Annotated in this window: 18 protein-coding genes; 12 read left to right on the top strand and 6 right to left on the bottom strand. The window is 71.1% G+C overall.

Features of this window, described 5'->3' with window-relative positions; all coding sequences use genetic code 11:
- Positions 1–295 precede the first annotated feature (295 nt).
- The gene (locus AC0665_RS18925; RefSeq protein ID WP_468637814.1) at positions 296–1285 is read left to right on the top strand and encodes an AfsR/SARP family transcriptional regulator; all 990 of its coding nucleotides are present in this window, start codon (positions 296–298) and stop codon (positions 1283–1285) included.
- Positions 1282–1695 (top strand): nuclear transport factor 2 family protein, encoded by a 414-nt coding sequence (locus tag AC0665_RS18920; RefSeq protein ID WP_468405403.1) that lies wholly within the window; start codon positions 1282–1284, stop codon positions 1693–1695. The genes AC0665_RS18925 and AC0665_RS18920 overlap by 4 nt, the downstream gene beginning before the upstream one ends.
- Positions 1696–1714: 19 nt before the next feature.
- On the opposite strand, the gene AC0665_RS18915 is transcribed toward AC0665_RS18920, so the two are convergent.
- Positions 1715–2212, bottom strand: a complete 498-nt coding sequence (locus AC0665_RS18915; RefSeq protein ID WP_468405405.1) for a hypothetical protein — start codon at positions 2210–2212, stop codon at positions 1715–1717.
- A gap of 628 nt (positions 2213–2840) precedes the next feature.
- Here AC0665_RS18915 and AC0665_RS18910 point away from each other — a divergent pair.
- The 3 genes from AC0665_RS18910 (at position 2841) to AC0665_RS18900 (ending at position 5832) form a co-directional block, all read left to right on the top strand.
- Positions 2841–3824: an ATP-binding cassette domain-containing protein gene (locus AC0665_RS18910; protein ID WP_468405407.1), complete on the top strand. Its 984-nt coding sequence runs from the start codon at positions 2841–2843 to the stop codon at positions 3822–3824.
- Positions 3821–4624, top strand: a complete 804-nt coding sequence (locus tag AC0665_RS18905; RefSeq protein ID WP_363120647.1) for an ABC transporter permease — start codon at positions 3821–3823, stop codon at positions 4622–4624. Before AC0665_RS18910 ends, AC0665_RS18905 begins: the two co-directional genes overlap by 4 nt.
- A gap of 65 nt (positions 4625–4689) precedes the next feature.
- Positions 4690–5832 carry a glycosyltransferase gene (locus AC0665_RS18900; RefSeq protein ID WP_478705396.1) on the top strand — a complete coding sequence of 381 codons (1143 nt, stop codon included), beginning with the start codon at positions 4690–4692 and terminating at the stop codon, positions 5830–5832.
- Between the two features lie 83 nt (positions 5833–5915).
- Here AC0665_RS18900 and AC0665_RS18895 read toward each other — a convergent pair whose 3' ends face one another.
- The gene (locus AC0665_RS18895) at positions 5916–7034 is read right to left on the bottom strand and encodes a DegT/DnrJ/EryC1/StrS family aminotransferase (protein ID WP_478705395.1); all 1119 of its coding nucleotides are present in this window, start codon (positions 7032–7034) and stop codon (positions 5916–5918) included.
- Complete coding sequence (locus AC0665_RS18890; protein WP_478705394.1) at positions 7031–7996, bottom strand: NAD-dependent epimerase/dehydratase family protein; 966 nt, start codon at positions 7994–7996, stop codon at positions 7031–7033. Before AC0665_RS18890 ends, AC0665_RS18895 begins: the two co-directional genes overlap by 4 nt.
- Positions 7997–8204: 208 nt before the next feature.
- Between AC0665_RS18890 and AC0665_RS18885 the strand changes: the two genes are divergently transcribed.
- Both AC0665_RS18885 and AC0665_RS18880 read left to right on the top strand, forming a co-directional pair.
- Positions 8205–8918 carry a class I SAM-dependent DNA methyltransferase gene (locus tag AC0665_RS18885; protein ID WP_478705393.1) on the top strand — a complete coding sequence of 238 codons (714 nt, stop codon included), beginning with the start codon at positions 8205–8207 and terminating at the stop codon, positions 8916–8918.
- 109 nt (positions 8919–9027) lie between these two features.
- Positions 9028–9678, top strand: a complete 651-nt coding sequence (locus AC0665_RS18880; protein ID WP_468405414.1) for an FMN-dependent NADH-azoreductase — start codon at positions 9028–9030, stop codon at positions 9676–9678.
- 27 nt (positions 9679–9705) lie between these two features.
- Here AC0665_RS18880 and AC0665_RS18875 read toward each other — a convergent pair whose 3' ends face one another.
- Entirely contained in the window at positions 9706–10719 is a 1014-nt protein-coding gene (locus AC0665_RS18875) for a helix-turn-helix transcriptional regulator (RefSeq protein WP_363120653.1), read from the bottom strand.
- A gap of 81 nt (positions 10720–10800) precedes the next feature.
- Here AC0665_RS18875 and AC0665_RS18870 point away from each other — a divergent pair, with 81 nt between their 5' ends.
- The 5 genes from AC0665_RS18870 (at position 10801) to AC0665_RS18850 (ending at position 17398) form a co-directional block, all read left to right on the top strand.
- Positions 10801–11625 (top strand): SDR family oxidoreductase, encoded by an 825-nt coding sequence (locus tag AC0665_RS18870; RefSeq protein ID WP_468405417.1) that lies wholly within the window; start codon positions 10801–10803, stop codon positions 11623–11625.
- Positions 11626–11836: 211 nt separating this feature from the next.
- Positions 11837–13327, top strand: coding sequence for an NDP-hexose 2,3-dehydratase family protein (locus AC0665_RS18865; protein ID WP_468637808.1), 1491 nt, complete (start codon positions 11837–11839; stop codon positions 13325–13327).
- Between the two features lie 48 nt (positions 13328–13375).
- Positions 13376–13711: an antibiotic biosynthesis monooxygenase family protein gene (locus tag AC0665_RS18860; RefSeq protein ID WP_468405421.1), complete on the top strand. Its 336-nt coding sequence runs from the start codon at positions 13376–13378 to the stop codon at positions 13709–13711.
- A 61-nt stretch (positions 13712–13772) separates the two neighbouring features.
- Positions 13773–15110, top strand: a complete 1338-nt coding sequence (ccrA, locus tag AC0665_RS18855) for a crotonyl-CoA carboxylase/reductase (protein ID WP_468637806.1) — start codon at positions 13773–13775, stop codon at positions 15108–15110.
- Between the two features lie 23 nt (positions 15111–15133).
- Positions 15134–17398 carry an ATP-binding cassette domain-containing protein gene (locus AC0665_RS18850; RefSeq protein WP_478705392.1) on the top strand — a complete coding sequence of 755 codons (2265 nt, stop codon included), beginning with the start codon at positions 15134–15136 and terminating at the stop codon, positions 17396–17398.
- Positions 17399–17512: 114 nt separating this feature from the next.
- Here the strand turns inward: AC0665_RS18850 and AC0665_RS18845 are convergent, their stop codons facing one another.
- Together AC0665_RS18845 and AC0665_RS18840 are read right to left on the bottom strand one after the other, a co-directional pair.
- Entirely contained in the window at positions 17513–18613 is a 1101-nt protein-coding gene (locus AC0665_RS18845; protein WP_478705391.1) for an AI-2E family transporter, read from the bottom strand.
- A gap of 393 nt (positions 18614–19006) precedes the next feature.
- The gene (locus AC0665_RS18840) at positions 19007–20113 is read right to left on the bottom strand and encodes a ricin-type beta-trefoil lectin domain protein (RefSeq protein WP_478705390.1); all 1107 of its coding nucleotides are present in this window, start codon (positions 20111–20113) and stop codon (positions 19007–19009) included.
- Positions 20114–20260 lie beyond the last annotated feature (147 nt).

Here is a 20260-nt window from a genome sequence, read left to right as displayed (position 1 = left end):
GGGCCCGCACCTGGAGGAACCGGGGGCGGGCCCTTCCGTTTTGGTACGCACATGTCAAGTTTCCCGCTGGACGGCAACCTCGATCGAGTCAGATTCGAGTTGGCTGATGAATATTCCAGCACGGTTTTAGGAAGGAATCCGATCGTCGGTGACGCATTGTTCGCCAAGGTCGATTGGTTGACCGAGCTGACAAGGCGTACATAGGCTGACGGTCGTCGCTGCCGCAGGTAATGACGGGGGGTTGCCTGATCGATCTCATACAGCGCCTGGTGCCACGACGTGGCCAAACGTGCAAGTGCTCGGCACCGTCCCGCGGTCTGACCATCCGTGGAGCTGCACTTTACTGGGGGAATTAGTGAGCATACGTCTTCTGGGAGAGCTGAACGCTACCTTAAACGGCCGATCGGTGACACCAACCGCCGCGAAGCCCCGTCAGGTTCTGGCCATGCTGGCGCTGAGCGCCGGACGCATCGTCTCGGTGCCCGCGCTCATCGAGGAGCTCTGGGGCGACCGCCCGCCGATGAGCGTACGGACCACACTGCAGACCTACATTCTCCAGCTGCGCAGGCTGATCGACTCGGCCCTGCCGGCCGACGCCCCGACCCGCGCCAAGGACGTGCTGGTCACCCGCTTCGACGGCTATCTGCTCGATGTCGCGGCCGAGGACGTCGACGTCTGGGTCTACGAACAGCTGGTGGACGCGGGCAACCAGGCCATCGAGCGCGGTGACTACGAGGCCGCCTCGCGGCACCTGGGCAGGGCCCTGGACCAGTGGCAGGGGCACGCGCTCGCCGACGTGCGGGTGGGCATGCCCCTGAGCATCGAGGTGGCCAGGCTCGAGGAGAGCAGGCTCATCGCCCTGGACAACAGGATCGGAGCGGACATACGGCTGGGCCGGCACAACGCCGTGCTCAGCGAACTCACCGTGCTGACCGCCAAGCACCCGATGCACGAGAACCTCTGCGCCCACCACATGGTCTCGCTCTACCGGGCCGGGCGGCAGTCACAGGCGCTGGAGGTGTTCCGCAACCTGCGCCAGACCCTGAACCGGGAGCTGGGCGTGGAGCCGTCGGTCCGGCTGCAGAGGCTGCAGCGGGCGGTGCTGCGCTCCGAACTCGACCTGGAGGCGCCACCACCGGTCCGGCGGCCGGCGCGCGCCGAGGCCGTTCCGGTCGCGGTGGTGCCGGGAGCGGGCTGTGACGAGGAGACGAGCGGCGTCCCCGCCGGCGAAGCGGCGGGGACGGGACACCTGACCAGGACAGGGGGCAACGGATGGCAGCGGTGAGCACCGATCTCTACGTGGAGGTGCTGCGCTTCTACGCGGGGCAGATGGCCCTGCTGGACTCGCTGGACCTCGAGGGATACGCCGACACGTTCACCGAGGACGGCGTGACGCACCATGTCCACCGGGGGCAGAAGCTGGAGGGCAGGAGCGCGCTGCTCGAGCACGCCCGGGCCGCCCTGCCCCGGTACCGGGAGGTCGTGGTCCGGCACTGGAACGACAACTACCGCATGGAGCAGGGCGACGACGGGACGCTGACCGTGGCGTACGGCTCCCTGGTGACGCTGACCGACAAGGAAGGCCAGGTCAGCTTCGAGTCCACCTACGCCGTGACGGACGTGCTGGTCCGGGTGGACGGCCGGCTGCGCACCCGGTCCCGGACGCTGCTGCGGGACCGGCCCGCGGCGGCCTGACCGGTGCGGGCCGGGCGGCTCAGCAGGCGTCCGCGCGACTCTCGCGGCGCATCTGGGACGTCACGGGGAACGAGTCCTGCTCGTTCCCGGCCGCATCGTGGAAGGATCCCTCGCCCACCGTGGTGAAGCGGTCGCCGCGCAGGGTGGCCCGGTGGGTGGCCCGCAGATAGCCCGTGGTGTTCCCCGCGCCATCGAAGAACCGTTCCTTCACTGTGAAGGTGAAGGTGTTGCGGCCGGTGGTGCGCCAGGTGCCCTGCCCCTCGACGCCCCCGTCGGGCCCGGGGGGCGGGGCGATCAGGCACAGTGTGCCGTTCGCCCGGAACGACATCCGCGCCTCCACCTCCCCGGCCGGGAAACTCACCGAGCCGTCCCACACGCCCACGGGAGCCGCTTTGAGCTGCGCGACGGCGGCGACGGGCGCCGCCGCGGGGGCCTCGGCGGCTCCCGCGGCCGACGGGAGAAGGGGCACGAGGGCGAGCGCGCCCACGAGGGTGAGGGCACCGAGACTCCGGCTCATCGTCAGTCATCCGTTTCCCGGTCCGTGACGGACCGATGCTGCGGCAAGAGGTGGACGGAACCGGTCACGGACGGCGGGCCGGCGGTGGCCGGCCCGTGTGCGCCCGTGACGCGGTGCCGACACCGTGGGGCCCGGCGCTCAGGACCGGCTGGATTGCGCCTCGACCGGCGGCACCCCGCGCGCGCCCGGCCGCGGCAGGCGCTCTCCCCGCCGCCCCCGAGCCGCTTCCGGCAGCCCTGCGAGGACGTCCGGCACGCGCTTTCTGGCCGGATCACCGGTCATTCCCCGGGTTTCCTGCCGTCGCGGAGGAGATCGGAACCAATTTTTCTGCTTGATCGTTGCATTACCTTCTGTTTGCCCGGCTGAAAAGCCCGACCGGGCATGAGCGGCCGACGGGCTAAGGCGGCACCCGCCTCCACTCGCCGCCGGATCCGGCGTTATTCGACTCGCTGTCCAGTGCGCTGAGCCGAGAATGTGAACCGCCCGATCCCGCGGAAGACGACGGTTTCCCGTGGCACCCGGCTACGGCGGACAAAAGCTGTCCGCGATCGGTCCTACGGTGTGAGCGCCTTGGCGGAGCCGTCGGGGCACCAATGCGAGCTCGCGCCACGCGGGTGAGGGAGGAGCAATGACGAACGCGATCGTCGCCGAGGGGCTGAGGAGAAGTTTCGGCCCCAACACGGCACTGGACGGATTCGACCTGACAGTGCGGGAGGGCACGGTCCACGGACTGCTGGGCCCCAACGGCTCGGGCAAGACCACGACGGTACGGGTGCTGTCGACCCTGCTGCGCCCGGACGCGGGCCGGGCCACGGTGGCCGGCCTCGACGTGCTGACCCAGGCACCCGAACTGCGCCGTCTGATCGGCCTGTCCGGCCAGTACGCGGCCGTGGACGAGGACCTGACCGCCCGGGAGAACCTGCAGATGGTGGCCAGGCTGTACCACCTGGGCGCCACGGCGAGCAAGAAACGGGCGGACGAACTGCTGGAGCGGTTCGGCCTGACCAAGGACGCCGACCGGCCGGTGAAGGGCTACTCGGGCGGTATGCGCCGCCGGGTCGACCTGGCCTGCGCGGTGGTCTCCACCCCCCAGGTGCTGTTCCTCGACGAACCCACGACCGGCCTGGACGTACGCAGCCGGATGGCCATGTGGGACGTCATCGCCGAGCTGGTGCGGGGCGGCAGCACACTGCTGCTCACCACCCAGTACCTGGAGGAGGCCGACCAACTGGCCGACCGCATCACGGTGATGGACCAGGGCAAGGTCATCGCCGAGGGCACCCCCGACGAACTGAAGGACCGGGTGGGCGGGGAGCGCCTGGAGATCACCGTGGGCAGCGCCTCGGACGCGGCCCAGGCCCGCACCCTGCTCCAGGACATCGCCCAGGGCGGCGAGACCTCGGTCGACGAGGAGAACAACCGGGTCATCGTGCCCGTCTCCGACGGACCGGAGGCCCTCGTCAACAGCGTGCGCCTGCTGGACCGTTCCCAGGTGCGCCTGGTGGGGACCACGCTGCGCAGGCCCAGCATGGACGAGGTGTTCCTCGCTCTCACCGAACGGCCGGCAACCGGAGAACAGGCCGACGGCCGTGCGAAGGAGGAAGTGAAGTGAGCGCCCTGAGCCAGGCCCTCGAGGACGGCGTCGTCCTCACCAAGCGCAACGTCATCAAGAACCTGCGCAACCCTGACATCGTGGTCTTCGCCAGCGCCGCACCGATCGCCTTCGCCCTGCTGTTCGGCTTCGTCTTCGGCAGCGCGATCGACGTCTACGGCTCCAACTACCGCGAGTTCATGGTCATCGGCATCCTCACCCAGACGATGCTGCTCACCGCCACGAACACCGGCGTCGGCATCGCCCATGACATGAAGCTGGGACTGATCGACCGCTTCCGCTCACTGCCCATCTCGCAGTCGGCGGTGCTGGTCGGCCGCACCAACGGCGACGCGGTCAACAACCTGCTGGTCATCGTGCTGATGTCCCTGACCGGCCTGTTGATGGGATGGCGGATCCGGGGCGGCTTCGTCGACGCGGCGATCGCCTTCCTGCTGCTGTTCCTCTTCGCCTACGCCGCCTCCTGGATCACCGCGGCCATCGGTCTGACGGCGAAGTCGCCCGAGGTGCTCGGCAACGCCATGCTCATGGTGCTGCTGCCGCTCACCTTCATCTCCAACTCGTTCGTGCCCAGCGAGGGACTGCCCGCGGTCCTGCGCGTGGTGGCGGACTGGAACCCCGTCTCGGCCGTGGTCGAGGCGTGCCGGCAACTGTTCGGGAACATCCCGGCGGGCCGGCCCGAACCCGAAGTGTGGCCCCTGCAGAACCCGGTCCTCGCCTCGTTCCTGTGGGTGGCGCTGATTCTCGCGATCTTCGTGCCGCTGGCCGTCCAGCGCTACAAGAAGGCCGTGAGCCAGTGAACGGCGGGCCGCCGGCCACGGCACCCGCCGTGGCCGGCGGTCCCCGGACGATCCGAAGGAGAAGCATGCGATTCCTGTTCGTCGCCGGGGGAGGTGCCGCGCCCGTGCACGCCAGCGTGCCGCTCGCCTCCGCGGCCCGCACGGCCGGCCACGAGGTCATCGTGGCCGCCCCCGAGGAGAACCTCGACCTCATCACCGGTCTTGGTCTGCCCGCCCGCGGCGTGACCGCCATGGGCATGGCCGACGCCATGCTCAAGGACCGGCAGGGCAACTGGCTGCCCATGCCCACGGGCGAGGCCCACGAGATGGACTTCGCGGGACGCGGCTTCGCCCGGCTGTCCGCCGCGGGCCTCGCGGGCACCCTCGAACTGGCCGAGGCATGGCGGCCGGACGTGGTGATCGGCGGCGAGTACAACCTGGCCGGCCCGCTCGTCGCCCACAAACTGGGCGTGCCCCTGGTGCGCCACACCTGGGCCATCTACGACCGCACCGACGTCGACTGGCAGGGCGCCACCGATGAACTGCGCCCTGAACTGGAGCAGTTCGGCCTCGACGCGATCCCCGACGCGAGCCTCTTCGTCGACATCACCCCGCCCAGCGTGCGACCCGAGCACGCCGAACCCGCCCAGGCCATGCGCTGGACCGCGGGCAACCCGCAGATACCGCTCGAACCCTGGATGTACGCCAAGGGCGACCGCCCCCGCGTGCTCATCACCTCCGGCTCGCGCAGCGCCTTCATCCCCGCGCTCGGCATGGACTTCTTCCGGCCCCTGCTGGACAACCCGCTCCTGAACGCCGGCGACATCGAGGTCGTCGTCGCCACGGGCGAGCCGCTCGCCGGGCAGATCCGCGAGGCCTACCCGCACATCAAGGCCGGGTTCGTCCCCCTCGACGTGATCGCGCCCACCCTCGACCTCGCGGTCCACCACGGTGGCGGCGTCACCGTGATGACCCTGCTGAGCGCCGGGGTGCCGCAGCTCGTCCTCCCCGAGATCCTGGCCTCGGCGATCCCCCTGCGCCCGGTCGACGCGTTCGGCGCGACGCTCACCCTGCCCTCCCATCAGGAGCCGCCCGAGGAGGTGGCCGCGGACATCTCCAAGATGCTGTCCGACTCCTCCTACCGCCGGCGCGCCCGCGACCTCGCGGACGAGATCGCCGGGCTGCCCGCCCCCTCGGAGGTGGTCAAGGCGATCGAGGCTCTCGTCTGACGCCGCACCTTTCCCACGCGATGGTGCCCGCCCCCTCGAAAGGGGGCGGGCACCATCGCGTTCAAGGGCCGTCCGGCCGGGGCTCAGATGCTGAGTACGGCCTCGCGCACCGCCGAGATCACCTTGTCCTGGAGGCCGGCGGGCAGCGACGGGTACATCGGCAGCGAGAAGATCTCGTCGGCCAGCCGCTCCGTCACGGGCAGGGAACCGCGCTCGTAACCGAGGTGCCGGAAACCGGAGTTGGTGTGCACCGGCCACGGATAGCTGATGTTCAGGGCGATGTCGTGACGCTTGACGTGTTCGATGATCGCGTCCCGGCGGGGGTGGCGCACCACGTAGACGTAGTACACGTGATCATTGCCCTCCGTCACCGACGGCAGCAGCAGCCCCCGTCCGGCGAGGTCGCCCAGCCCCTCGCGGTAGCGTTCGGCCACCGCCCGGCGGCCGGCGACATAGGCGTCCAGCCGGCGCAGCTTGCGGCGCAGGATCTCGGCCTGCACCTCGTCCAGGCGGCTGTTGTGCCCGGGCGTCTGCACCACGTAGTACGTCTTCTCCATGCCGTAGTAGCGCAGTCGCCGCAGCGCCGCGTCGACGTCCGGGTCGGAGGTCAGCACCGCCCCGCCGTCGCCGTACGCGCCGAGCACCTTGGTCGGATAGAACGAGAACGCGGCCGCGTCCCCCAGCGAACCGGCGAGCCGGCCGTGGTGCCGGGCACCGTGCGCCTGCGCGCAGTCCTCCAGGATCGCCAGGCCGTGACGCTCGGCGATCGCCCGCAGCGGCGCCATGTCGACGCACTGCCCGTACAGATGTACGGGCAGCAGCGCCTTGGTGCGCGGGGTGACGGCCGCGGCGACCTGATCGGTGTCCATCAGGAAGTCGGACTCGCGGATGTCGACGAAGACGGGGGTGGCGCCCGCGCCGTCGATGGCCACCACCGTCGGTGCCGCCGTGTTCGACACGGTGATCACCTCGTCACCCGCACCCACGCCCAGTGCCTGGAGGGCGAGCTTCACCGCGTTGGTGCCGTTGTCCACGCCGGTGCAGTGGGCGCTGCCGTGGTACGCGGCGAACTCCTCCTCGAAGCCCGCCACACTCGGCCCGAGGACCAGCCTGCCGGAACGGAACACCGTCTCGACGGCGTCCAGCAGATCCTCGCGCTCCGCCTCGTACTCCGGCAGGTAGTCCCACACATAAGTCGTCATGCCGACGGCTCTCCTTTTCGCGTCGCGACGTCTCGTCGCTCGGTGAACTCACGCCAATAGGCCTCCACCGCCTCGGTCAGCGGCCTGTGCGGCCGCCAGCCGAGCGACCGCCACGCGGGACCGGTGTCCACGCGCGACCAGGTCTCGGTGGAGTGCTGTCTCCCGGTCCCGCTGTGCTCCTCCACGACCGCGGGCAGCCCGCTCCGCTCGATCAGCAGGTCGACCAGCGCCCGCACGGAGGTGCTCTCGCCGCTGCCGACGTCGACCAGTTCCCCGGACCGCCGTGACAGCGCGGCGGCCACCACCGCCTCGGCGACATCGCGGACGTCGACGTAGTCGCGGTGCGCCAGCAGCGGGTCGAGCCGGATCACCGCCGGACCGCCCCGGGCCTCCAGGAGCTGTCCCGCCACCTGCCCGAGCAGACTCACGTCCGGGCTGCCCGGCCCGGCGATGTTGCTGATCCGCAGCACCATCCCGGTCAGTTCGCCGCTGCGGAACCGCTCCAGCACGGCCCGGGTCGCGGCGAGTTTGGCCCGGCCGTACGCGCTGGTCGGCCGGGCCTCGGTGACCGCGGTGGTGGAACTGCCCTCCCGCATCCGGCCGTACTCGAGCACCGAACCGAGATGCACCAGCCGCGGACGTGCCGGGAGCAGGGCGAGCGCGTCCAGCAGCCGCAGGGTGGGGACCGCGGCGGCCTCCCACATCTGGTCCTCCCGCCGCCCCCAGATGCTGCCGACGGCGTTGACCACCACCCCGGCCCCCGTCCCGCCCAGCTCCCGGGCCAGTTCACGCGGAGGCAGCGTGACCAGGTCGAGGGCGAGGAAGCGCCAGGGCGGGAGGTCGGCCGGTGCCCCGCGGGCCACGGACACCACCTCGAGGCCCCGCTCGTGGAGGGCGGCGCACACATGGCGCCCGAGGAAGCCCGTACCGCCCAGGACGACGACCCTGCCGTTCGCGGACATGGTGTCCTTCCTTCCGCTGCCTGTGCCGTCGCCCGGTCGGTGCCCGTGCGGTCCTGTCCCACCACCGGGAACGGCGTGCCGAGGGCATCGTGGACCGTCTCGATCGCGACTCGCTCAAGCCCCGGCCGGGTTCCAGCGGCGCTCGACGGGCAGCGGGGAGTCTGCCGGGAGTCAGAAGGACACCTCACCGCCCGGCAACGGAGGAATCATGTACGGCGCCGACTCGGCCAAGATCTACCACGCGCAGCACACCGCACGGGGCAAGGACTACGCCGCGGAGGCGGAACTCGTCGCCGAGCAGGTCCGCCGGAGGCTGCCCGGGGCCTCCAGCGTGCTGGACGTCGCCTGCGGCACGGGCGGACACCTCGGGCCGTTCAGCGAACTCATCGGCCACACCGAGGGCATCGACCTGTCGGAACCCATGCTCGAGATCGCCCGGGCCGACCTGCCGGACATCCCACTGCACACCGGCGACATGCGCTCCTTCGACCTGGGCCGCACCTTCGACGCGGTGACCTGCCTGTTCGCCTCCATCGGCTACGTCGGCTCCGTGGAGGAACTGCGCCAGTCCCTGCGGTGCTTCGCCCGGCACGTCGTACCCGGGGGAGTCGTGGCCGTCGAGCCGTGGTGGTTCCCCGAGACCTACGTCGACCGCTGGGTCTCCAGCGACGTCATCGACTCGGACGGCACCACGATCGCCCGGGTCGCGCACACCGTCCGGGACGGCGACGCCTCCCGGATGAGCGTCCACTACCTGATCGCCTCGCCCGACGGCGGCGTCCGGCACGTCACCGAGGTCCACCGGGCGATGCTCTTCACCCGCGACCAGTACGAGCACGCCTTCACGCAGGCGGGACTGCGGCCCGAGTACGTACCGGGCGTGCTCTCCGGCCGCGGGCTGTTCATCGGCGTGCGCGCGTGACCCGGAGGGGCGCAAGCAGCGCTCCGACCGGGTTCGAGCGCCGCACCGGACCATGCCTCCAGCCGAGCGCCGCACCCGGGCGCTCACCGATCCTCATGAGAGGTGGCCTGTGGCCCGCCTGCTGCACATCGACTCCTCGCCCTCGCCCTACTCCGTCTCGCGCCGGCTCGCCGGGCTCTTCCGGGAGACCTGGGCCAAGGAACTGCCCGACGGCGACGTCACCCACCGCGACCTGGTGGCGACCCCGCTGCCGCACCTGGACGCCGACGGGGTCCACACCCTGCTCAACGCGCCCGAGACCGACGCCCAGCGCACCGCCGCCGCGCTGCACGACGAACTCGTCGAGGAGATCCTGTCCGCGGACGCGCTCCTGATCAGCGCGCCCATGCACAACTGGACCATCCCCTCCCACCTCAAGGCGTGGTTCGACCAGTCCCTGCTGATGGGCCGCACCCTGCCCTTCGACCCGTCCGCCAACCCCCTGGCGGGCCGCCCGGCCACCGTGATCCTGGCCTACGGCGGCGACTACGCTCCCGGCTCCGCCGACCACGCGATGGACCACTGCGCGCCGTACCTGCGCACGGTGCTCGGGCAGGTCCTCGGCTACGACCTGGAGATCATCACCGCCTCGCACACCGTGGCCCCGTTCACCTCCCAAGACCCGGCCGACCACGAGAAGGCGGCCGTCTCGCTGCGGGAGGCCGAGGGCGCGGTGGCGGAACGCGCCCGGGTCACCGCCGCGGTGCCGGCCCGCGCCTGACCGAGGGCGGCCGCGTGAGGCACGCCCTCACGCGGGCCGTTCCCCGGCCGCCGGGTCGCGGACGCTGCCGGCCCACTCGTCGCTCTCCGGCCAGGCCGCCCGGTGCAGCCGGCCGGTGAGCGTCCGCAGCCGCTGCACCAGCTCGTCCGGTTCGTGCACCACGAAGTCGAACCCGAACGCGGCCACCCACACCGCCAGATGGTCCAGGCTGTCCGAGCCGATGCGCAGCAGACACGACTCGTCGTCGATGGGCTCCACCGTGCCCAGCGTCGTCGGCACCTCGTCGGCCACCTCGGTGGCCGAGCCGCGCATCGTCAGCACGGCCCGGTAGCGGTACTGGGCCGTGGTGCGCCCCGTCGACAGATAGCTCACCAGGTCCTCGTCCGGCAGCGGCCGCGGGGTGAACCGGGGACCGGTGGGCACCTTGAGCTCCAGCCGGTCGACGCGGAACCTGCGCCAGTCCGACCGCTGGGTGTCCCACGCGAAGAGATACCAGCGCCGCGCGTCGTGCACGAGCCGGTACGGCTCCACGTCGCGCACCGTGCGCTCCCCGTCGTAGGAGACGTAGTCGAACCGCAGCCGCTCCCGGTCCCGCACGGCCGAGGCGATCGCGCTGAGCGCCGAGGGGTCGATCGTGCGCCCCGGGGTGGGCATGGTGACCATGGCGGCGCCGAGCGTGTTGATCTGATGGCGCAGCCGGGACGGCAGCACCTGGTCGAGCTTGGCCAGGGCCCGGACGGACGTCTCCGCGATGCCCGTGACCGCGCCCGCCGCCGCCGTCCGCAGTCCCACCGCCACGGCGACCGCCTCCTCGTCGTCGAGCAGCAGGGGCGGCAAAGAGGCACCGGCCCCCAGCTGGTACCCGCCGCCCACCCCGCCGATGGCGTTGATCGGGTAGCCCAGGGCGCGCAGCTTGTCCACGTCGCGCCGGATGGTGCGCGCGCTGACGCCCAGCCGGTCGGACAATTCCTGTCCTGACCAGTCACGTTGTGTCTGCAGCAGTCCGAGCAGACGCAGCAGCCGGGCCGAGGTTTCCAACATGGCGAGAGTTTGACATCAATGGCGGTCAATAGGTGACCGCGAATGCTCCTAACGTCGTTCCCAGACGGAAGGAGACCCCCCATGACCATTCTTGTAGCCGGTGCCACGGGCAACGTCGGACGTCCCCTCGTGGAGCAGTTGCTCGCCTCCGGGCACCAGGTGCGCGCGCTCACCCGCAATCCGCAGAAGGCCGACCTCCCGGCCGGCGCGGAGGCCGTCGCGGGAAACCTCGCGGACACCTCCAGCCTCGCCCAGGCCTTCGAGGGCGTGACCGCCGCGCACCTGATCAGCTTCGCCGGCGAGGACTTCTCCCCGCTGACCAACGGTGTGGAGATCGCCGAACTGGCGCGCAAGGCCGGGGTGCGGCGGGTGACCGTCCTCAAGGGCGACGTGGAGAAGAGCCCCCTGGAGGAGGCGGTCGAGGCCAGCGGCCTGGAGTGGACCCACCTCTCGCCGGTGGAGTTCATGTCCAACGCGCTGGAATGGGCCGAGTCGGTCACCTCCGAGGGCGTGGTCCGCGAGGCGTTCCCGGAGGCCAAGAGCGCCATGGTGCACGAGGCGGACATCGCCGCGGTCGCCGCCGTCGCCCTGACCGCGGACGGCCACGCGGGACAGGAGTACTGGCTCACCGGCCCCGAGGCGCTGACCCCGCCGGACAAGGTCCGCATCATCGGCGAGGTCCTCGGCCGCGAGGTGCGCTACGTCGAACTGTCCCGGGACGAGATCGTCGGGCAGTGGCGTGAACAGGGCTACTCGGACGAGGACATCGAGTTCTTCATCATGATGCGCACCAACCCGCCGGAGGCCGGTTACACCGTGCTGCCGACGGTGGAGAAGGTCACCGGCAAGCCGGCCCGGACCTTCGCCCAGTGGGTGCGGGAGAACCGGGCCGCCTTCGGCGGCTGACCACGGCGCGAGGACAGCGCGCCGCGCGGTACCGACGGCACGTCGGCCGTCCGGCACCGCATCCGGACAGGGCCGGGCGGGAATCCCCCGCCCGCCCGGCCCCCTTCCGCGCCGGTGCCCGCGAGTTCGACCATCGCTGTGGGCATCGTCGAGCAGCCCTGACCACCGTGGCGGACGACCTGTCGGGCCATCAGGCACTCGGGAGTCCGCCTTGACCGCAACCGTCCCGTCGGCCGCACGCCGACCGGAGTCCCCCGGGGACTCCCCCTCCCTGCGGATCGCACGGTCCGCCCTGGCGACCTCCGGTCACCTCGCTGACCTGGACGCCTTCCACGACTGGTTCACCGACTGCGGACGGCGGTTCGCGATGGAGGTGGGGGTGGTGCCCCTCGACGCGCTCAGCGGCTGGCGCACCGACCCGGCCACCGGCGACCTGCGCCACGAGTCGGGGCGGTTCTACGCCGTGACCGGGCTGGAGGTGCACACTCCGGGGGCGCCGGTCAGCCGGTGGCGGCAGCCGATCCTCGACCAGCCGGAAGTGGGCGTGCTCGGCATCCTCGCCAAGGAGTTCGACGGCGTCCTGCACTTCCTGATGCAGGCCAAGAACGAGCCGGGCAACCCCGGCGGGCTTCAGCTGTCACCCACCGTGCAGGCGACCCGCAGCAACTTCACCCGGGTGCACGGCGGCAGCCGCGTGCCCTACCTCGACCACTTCCTGGACACCTCGCGCCACCACGTGCTCGCCGACGTCCGCCAGTCCGAACAGGGCGCCTGGTTCTACCGCAAACGCAACCGCAACATGGTGGTGCTCGTGACGGAGGACGTCGAGACCCTGGACGGCTTCTGCTGGCTGACGCTCGGGCAGCTGCACCGGCTCCTGGCCGTGGACGACCTGGTGAACATGGACGCGCGCACCGTGCTGTCCTGCCTGCCGTTCGCCGCCGCCGGTCTGTCCGACCTGCACGGCGGGCCCGCCCCGGACCCCTTCACGGCCGCCCTGGTCCGGTCCTGCGAGCCCGGGGCCGACGACCGGCAGGAGACCAGGGAACTGCTCGGCTGGCTGAGCGGCATCCGGTCGGGACGCGAGGACCGCGTCCTGCCCGTCCCGCTGCGCGAGGTGGACCGGTGGCGGCTCGTGGACGGCCGGATCGTGCACGAGGACGGTGCCTTCTTCAGCGTGATGGGCGTGACGGTCTCGGCGGCGGGGCGAGAGGTCCGCAGCTGGTCCCAGCCCCTGATCGAGCCGTGCGACCAGGGCGTGTGCGCCTTCCTCGTACGGCGACGCGAGGGCGTCCTGCACCTGCTCGTGCAGGCAAAGGCCCAGCCCGGGTTCGTCGACACCGCCGAACTGGCCCCCACCGTGCAGTGCACACCGTCCAACTACGACGTACTGCCGGAGGCCGCACGGCCCCCCTACCTGACCGAGGTGCTCTCCGCCCGGCCGGAGCAGATCCGCTTCGACACCGTCCTCGCCGAGGAAGGGGGACGGTTCCACCGGGCCCGCAACCGCTACGTCGTCGTCGAGACCGGCGACGAGCACGACACCCCGCGGCCCGGCTACCGGTGGGTGACGATGGCGCAGCTGTCCGAGCTGCTCTGCCACAGCCACTACCTCAACGTCGAGGCCCGCAGCCTCGTCGCCTGCCTGCACGCCCTGTCCGCCGGACTTCGACCGGACCTCGAGACCGCGTCCCGACACTGACCACCGTTCTGACCTCAGCGTTCGCCCCGACCTCACGAGGAGACCACCATGGCCGCTCCGGCAGACCGCGCGGGAAGTGTCACGTTCGTCAACCGTTTCACCGTCTCCGGCGACCCGGACGCCTTCGAGAAGGCGTTCGCCCGCGTCGCCGAGTTCATGACGGTGCAGCCCGGCATCCTCGGCTACACCCTGTCGCGCGACGTCGACGACCCCCAGCGCTACGTGAACATCGCGCGCTGGGAGAACGCCCCGGCCCTGCGGGCCGCCGTCACCCGGCCCGGCTTCCGCGAGCACGTGGAGGAGCTGCGGCAGCTGGCCGAGAGCAGCTCCGAACTGTACGTCGAGCGGCAGCGCTACCTCGGCGACGGGACACCGGCGGCATGACATCCCGGCGCGCAGGCGCCGGCGCCACCGACCGGCCGATGAGACGAAAGGAGCGGTGCCCGTGGACGAGTTGAGCGCGGCGGTGCTGGCGGACGCCCCCGCCGAGGAACTGCTGGACATCCCCCTGCCGAAGAGCTACCGGGCCGCCTGCCTGCGGGCCGAGGACACCGGGACCTTCACCGGCGTCCACGACAAGGACGTGCGCAAAACGCTCCGCGTCGACGACGTGCCCCTGCCCGAACCGGCCCCGGACGAGGTGCTGGTGGCCGTGATGGCGAGCGCCATCAACTACAACACCGTCTGGTCGGCGACCTTCGAACCCCTGCCGACCTTCGGCTTCCTCGGCCGCCTCGGCCGGCAGGGCGGTTTCGCGGCGCGCCACGACCTGCCGTACCACGTGGTCGGCTCGGACGCGGCGGGTGTGGTGGTGCGCACCGGCGCCGCCGTCGCCCGGTGGGCCGTCGGCGACCACGTGGTGGTCAGCTGTGTCCAGGTCGACGACCACGAACCGGCGACGCACGGCGACGCCATGCTGGGCTCGGGCCAGCGCATCTGGGGCTACGAGACCAACTTCGGCGGCCTCGCCCACTACGCCGTGGTGAAGGCGAGCCAGCTGCTGCCGAAGCCGGGGCACCTCACCTGGGAGGAGGCCGGGAGCTCCATGCTCACCGCGGCCACCTCCTACCGCATGCTGATCAGCGACAAGGGCGCCCGGATCAAGCTCGGCGACGTCGTGCTGATCTGGGGCGCGGCCGGCGGCCTCGGTGCCTTCGCGGTGCAGTTGGTCAAGCAGGCGGGCGGCATCCCCGTCGCCGTGGTCGGCTCACCCGACAAGGCCCGCGCGGTGCGCGCCCTCGGCTGCGACGTGGTCCTGGACCGCACCGAACTCGGGCTGGGCGGCGGTGGCACGGGGGAGGAGATCATCGCCCAGGGCAAGCGGCTCGGACGCGCCGTCCGCCAGGCCGTCGGGGAGGACCCCGCGGTCGTCTTCGACTACGTCGGCCGGGCCACCTTCGGGCTCTCCGTCTTCGTGCTGCGGCGCGGCGGCACCGTCGTCACCTGCGGCTCCAGCACCGGCTACCAGCACGAGTTCGACAACCGCTACCTGTGGATGCACTCCAAGCGCGTCGTCGGCAGCCACGCCGCCAACCTCATGGAACAGGCCGAGTGCAACCGGCTGTTCGACCTCGGCAAGCTCGTGCCCGTGCTGTCCGAGGTGCACTCCCTGGACGAGGTGGGCGAGGCGGCCCGCAGGGTCCAGCTCAACCAGCACACCGGCAAGGTGGGCGTCCTGTGTCTCGCGCCGCGCGAAGGACTCGGGGTCACCGACCCCGAGCGGCGCCGGGCGATCGGCCCCACCGTCCTCAACCCCTTCCGACCATCCGTCCCGATGACCTGAAAGGCCTTCCGGTACACCGTCGCATGCGAAACACAGAAGACGACATCGTCATCGTCGGCGCCCGCGAGAACAACCTCAAGGACGTCTCCTTACGACTGCCCAAGAACAAGATCACCGTCTTCACGGGCGTGTCGGGCTCGGGCAAGTCCTCCGTGGTGTTCGACACCATCGCGGTGGAGGCGCAGCGGCAGCTGAACGGCACGTTCAGCTGGTTCATCCGCAACCAACTGCCCAAGTACCAGCGGCCGCACGCAGACGTCATCGCCAACCTGACCTCACCCGTCGTGGTGGACCAGAAGCCGGTCGGCGGGAACGCCCGCTCCACGGTGGGCACGATGACCGACATCTACTCCAGCGTGCGTGTGCTCTTCTCCCGCCTGGCAACGCCCTACAACCCGCCGTCCGTGTACTCCTTCAACGACCCCCAGGGGATGTGCGCGGAGTGCGACGGGCTCGGCCAGGCACGCCGCGTCGACGTGGATCGCATGCTCGACCGCTCCAAGTCCCTGGACGAGGGCGCCATCCAGCTCCCCACCCACAAGGTGGGGAGCATGGACTGGCAGCAGTACGCCAACTCCGGCCACTTCGACAACGCCAAGCGCCTGTGCGACTACACCGACGACGAGTGGCAGATGCTGCTGTACGGCAGCGGCGGCAAGGTCACGGTGAGCACGGCGAACAGCACGGCGACCCTCAACTACGAGGGAGTCGTGGCGCGTTTCAGCCGCACGAACCTCAAACGCGACCTGAGCTCCCTCAGCGAGCGAGGGCGGGCCAACGTCGAACGGTTCATCACCATGGGCGAGTGCGAGGCCTGCCGGGGAGCCCGCCTGAACCCGGTGGCCCTTGAGGCAAGGGCCGGGTCCCACACCATCGCCGACTGGACCCGCATGGAGGTCAGCGACCTCATCGAGGTCCTCGCCGCGATCGACGACCCGGTGGCCGGCGCCATCGCCGAGGGCGTGGTCAGCGCCCTGCGGCGGATCGAGACGGTCGGCCTGGGCTACCTCTCCCTCGACCGCGCGACGACGTCCCTGTCCGGCGGCGAGGCACAGCGCCTGAAGACCGTACGCCACCTCAGCGGCAGCCTCGTCGGCATGACGTACGTGTTCGACGAGCCGAGCACCGGACTGCACCCGCGGGACGTGGGCCGGCTCAACGACATGCTGCGCGAGCTGCGCGACAAGGGCAACACGATCCTGGTCGTCGAGCACGACCCGGACGTCATCGCCATCGCCGACCATGTCGTCGACATGGGGCCCGGGGCCGGTGTGCACGGCGGCGAAGTCGTCTTCGAGGGGTCGTTCGACGCCCTACGCCAGGCCGACACCCCGACCGGCGCCGGACTGCGCGCCATCGGCGGGGTGAAGGAGCCGGTGCGTGAGCCGACCGGTGAACTGCGCGTGGAGAACGCAAGCCTGCACAATCTGAAGAACGTCTCCGTGAGCATCCCCACCGGCACGCTCACCGCGGTGACCGGTGTGGCGGGCTCGGGCAAGAGCTCCCTGATGGCCGGGGCCTTCATGGCCGCCCACCCCGACTCCGTCTTCGTGGACCAGTCGCCCATCAAGGCGTCCTCCCGCTCCACCCCCGCAAGCCACCTCGACATCATGGACGCGATCCGCAAGCTGTTCGCCAAGGCGACCAAGACGCCGGTCTCCCTGTTCAGCTTCAACTCGGCCGGTGCCTGCGACGAGTGCAAGGGCCGCGGTGAGATCGTCACCGAGCTCGCCTACATGGATCCGGTGCGGACGCGCTGCGAGGCCTGTGAGGGCCGGCGGTTCAAGGAAGACGTGCTGGCGCACACGCTGCGCGGCCGGTCCATCGCGGACGTGCTGGAGATGTCCGCGGAGGACGCCGTGGCGTTCTTCCACGAGCGCGAGGTGCACGACAAGCTGACCGGACTGCTGGACGTGGGCCTGGGCTACCTCACCCTGGGCCAGCCGCTGAGCACGCTGTCCGGCGGTGAACGCCAGCGGCTGAAGCTGGTCGCCCACCTGCACCGCACGGGCGCCGTCCATGTCCTCGACGAGCCGACGACCGGACTGCACATGTCGGACGTCGACACCCTGGTCGCCCTGCTCAACCGGCTGGTCGACCGCGGCAACACCGTCGTCGTCATCGAGCACAACCTGGACGTCGTACGGCAGGCCGACTGGGTGGTCGACCTCGGACCGGACGGCGGCAAGCACGGGGGTGAGGTCGTCTTCACCGGCACCCCGAGCGAACTGCTGAAGGCCGACGCCTCCGTCACCGGCGCGTATCTGCGCCAGTACTGCGGAGTCTGACCGGACGACTCCCGCCGTGATGCCGGCCCGGGCGGCATCACGGCGCGAGCCGGAGACGCGTCGAGCGGACCGCGGGCCCAGGCGGGTCACTCCCAGCCGGACCGAAAGCCCCCCTCACGCCGGCTCGGCCTCGCCACCCCGCAGCGCCTGGTACACCGACCACACCACGGCCACCAGCGGTACGGCCACCACCGCACCGATCACCCCCGCCGCGACCGCCCCGCCGACCACCGCCAAGGCCACCACCACCGGGTGCAGCCGTACGGCCCAGCTCATCACGATGGGGTGCAGAAGGTGGCCCTCGATCTGGCCGATGACCACGATCAGCGCCACGACCACCAGGGCGATGAGCGGTCCCTTCGAGGCCAGGGCGACGACCGCCGCGATGGCCAGGGCGATGGGCGAGCCGATCAAGGGGATGAACGCGGCCAGGAACTCCAGCAGGGCCAGCGGCACGGCGAGCGGCACCCCGAGGGCGAACAGCGCGATGCCCACGAGGACCGCGTTGGTCGCCGCCACCAGCAGGATGCCGTGCGTGTACCCGGTGAAGGTCCGCCAGGCGGCCATGGCCCCCGTCGTGAACCGCCGCCGGGCCCTGTCGGGGAGCTGGTCGCACAACCACCGCCACTGCGTGTCGCCGGAGTGCGTGAAGAAGACCGCGCAGAACAGGGCCAGCGCGAGCACGGTCAGCACCTCCACCAGCCGGCTCGCACCGCTGAGCGCCGTACTGATGAGGGTGGAGCGGTGGTCCGACAGGAGCTTGCCGATCCGGGACTGCAGATCGTCGAACGCGTCCGCGGGGAGCCGGAAGGGGGGCTCCTCCAGCCGGTGCTCGATCCGGTCGATCCCCGCCACGAACTCCTTCCGCAGCCCGGTCCGCTGGTCCGCCACGGTCTCACCCACCAGGGCCAGCGCCCCGAGGACGAGGACGATGCCGCCGATGAACGCGACGGCGACCGCGAGCGGCCGGGGCAGGTACCGGGCGAGGAGACCGGCCACGGGGCGCAGCACCGCGGTGATGACGAGCCCGAGGAAGACAGCGACGGCGACCCGGTGGAACTGCCCGAGCACGGAGAACGCGACCCGGACGACGATGCCGACCGCGATGAGCCGCCACGCGTACGCGGCGGCGGTCCGCAGCACACCCGGCACGCGCGACTCGGCGTCGTTCAGCGAGGGCGGGGCCGAGACGGAGGGATCGGGGGGAGTCGGCATCTCATGCCCGTACCACTCCGCGGCCACCGGAGCGCGCGGCCGGCCCGGAATTCCCCCGAAGGCCGGTACCGGCCTGACCGGTGGCCGGGGCTCACCGGCAGCGTGCCGAGGGGCGCCGTGCCAGGAGCGGTCGGCGACGACCACGGCGCCGTTGCCCAGGCCGGGGACCCTCGACCAGCTCGCCCCCAGCGACGCCTTGCATGCTGTTCGACAGTGGAGCCCGGATCCGGCCACGAACTGGCCGGATCCGCTCTCTTGTCGTCACAGACGCACAAGGTCGCCGCGAGCCGGGAGCGCCCGGCGCCACAGCGGGAGCCGGTCCCTTCCGTGCCCCCCGCCATCGGGTTTCTCCCGCGATCCGCGCCCGGAAAGGGTTCGGATTCCGGGAGCGGGTCATCCGGCGGTCAGCGTGGTCCACTTCTGGTTGGAGCCGCCGTTGCAGTCCCACAGCACCAGCTGTGTGCCGTCGGTCGTGGAGGAGCCCGGAACGTCGAGGCAGCGGCCGGAGGCGGGGTTGCGGTAGCCACCGTTGTAGGGCTGCCACACCTGGTTGGCACCACCGTGGCAGGACCAGAGCTGCACTTTGGTGCCGTTGGCGGTGGCCCCGCCGGCGGCGTCGAGGCACTTGCCCATGGAACGCAGCGTGCCGTCGGTGTAGGCGGACCAGAACTGGTTGGCGTTGTCGCCGCAGCTCCACGTCTGGACGGCGGTCCCGTCGGCGGTGCCGGCGCCCTTGACGTCCATGCACTTGCCGGCCACACCGGACTGGACGCGGGCAGGAGCGGGGGCGGGGTTCTTCAGCCATCCGGCGCTGTCCGCGGCCTGGACGCCACGGTGGAAGGCGTCGGCCATCTTCCGGTAGCCCGAGTCGTTGGGATGCAGGGCGTCGGCCAGGTCGGCCGTGGTCAGACTGCTCATGTCCACGTACGCGACGTGCTTGCCCGCGGTCTGTGCCTCGCTGACGATCTGAGGGATGGCCTGGTTGTACGCGGCCCGGTACCGCTCCTCCGAGCCACTGGTGGACACGACCAGTGAGGCCACGAGGACGGTCGCGTCGGGGGCGGCGGCGGTGATCTGGCCGACCAGCGACTTCAGCCGGGCGGTGGCGGTGGAGACCTCGTAGGACGTGTTGAGGTCGTTGGTGCCGATGTGCAGCGTCACGACGTTGGGCCGGTAGCGGGTGAGTGAGGCGTCGGCGAGTGCGGCGATCTGGTCGATGCGGTATCCCGAGTGGCCTTGGTTGTCCGGGTCGGACATCGAACCGCCCCGCAACGTGCCGACGAAGTCGAGCGGATGGCCGTCCGCGGCGAGCTTGTCCCACAACGGGCCCCGGTAGCCGTTGCCCGTACTGCTGCCCACACCCCAGGTGATGGAGTCACCCAGCGGCATGACCCGCAGGGGCGTGGTGGGGGCCGCGGAGGCAGGGGCCGCACCTCCCGCTGTCACTCCCAACGCGGCGGTGACCAGCGTGATCAGGGGCAGAATCCAAGACCTTCTCATGGAGTTCCTCTCTTCTTCGAGTGATTGCCGCGGCTGACCGCCGCCCGGCCGGACAGCTTCTAGGCGCGGCCGTCGGTGCCGGACGGGGGCCGTGGTCCGCCGAAGCCGTGTTCCGAGAGGTCGAACCAGTAAAGCCATCACGGCCTG

It is taken from the genome of Streptomyces sp. NPDC043685, assembly GCF_056436585.1.
The sequence above is the reverse complement of the archived record's forward strand: the minus strand, read 5'-3'. Positions and strand labels throughout refer to the sequence as shown.

Excerpts from the sequence above, each read along its gene's own strand:
- AC0665_RS18915 (WP_468405405.1), bottom strand. The coding sequence starts at position 2,212 with ATGAGCCGGAGTCTCGGTGCCCTCACCCTCGTGGGCGCGCTCGCCCTC.
- AC0665_RS18910 (WP_468405407.1), top strand. The coding sequence starts at position 2,841 with ATGACGAACGCGATCGTCGCCGAGGGGCTGAGGAGAAGTTTCGGCCCC.
- AC0665_RS18900 (WP_478705396.1), top strand. The coding sequence starts at position 4,690 with ATGCGATTCCTGTTCGTCGCCGGGGGAGGTGCCGCGCCCGTGCACGCC.
- AC0665_RS18895 (WP_478705395.1), bottom strand. The coding sequence starts at position 7,034 with ATGACGACTTATGTGTGGGACTACCTGCCGGAGTACGAGGCGGAGCGC.
- AC0665_RS18890 (WP_478705394.1), bottom strand. The coding sequence starts at position 7,996 with ATGTCCGCGAACGGCAGGGTCGTCGTCCTGGGCGGTACGGGCTTCCTC.
- AC0665_RS18885 (WP_478705393.1), top strand. The coding sequence starts at position 8,205 with ATGTACGGCGCCGACTCGGCCAAGATCTACCACGCGCAGCACACCGCA.
- AC0665_RS18875 (WP_363120653.1), bottom strand. The coding sequence starts at position 10,719 with ATGTTGGAAACCTCGGCCCGGCTGCTGCGTCTGCTCGGACTGCTGCAG.
- AC0665_RS18870 (WP_468405417.1), top strand. The coding sequence starts at position 10,801 with ATGACCATTCTTGTAGCCGGTGCCACGGGCAACGTCGGACGTCCCCTC.
- AC0665_RS18860 (WP_468405421.1), top strand. The coding sequence starts at position 13,376 with ATGGCCGCTCCGGCAGACCGCGCGGGAAGTGTCACGTTCGTCAACCGT.
- AC0665_RS18850 (WP_478705392.1), top strand. The coding sequence starts at position 15,134 with ATGCGAAACACAGAAGACGACATCGTCATCGTCGGCGCCCGCGAGAAC.
- AC0665_RS18845 (WP_478705391.1), bottom strand. The coding sequence starts at position 18,613 with ATGCCGACTCCCCCCGATCCCTCCGTCTCGGCCCCGCCCTCGCTGAAC.
- AC0665_RS18840 (WP_478705390.1), bottom strand. The coding sequence starts at position 20,113 with ATGAGAAGGTCTTGGATTCTGCCCCTGATCACGCTGGTCACCGCCGCG.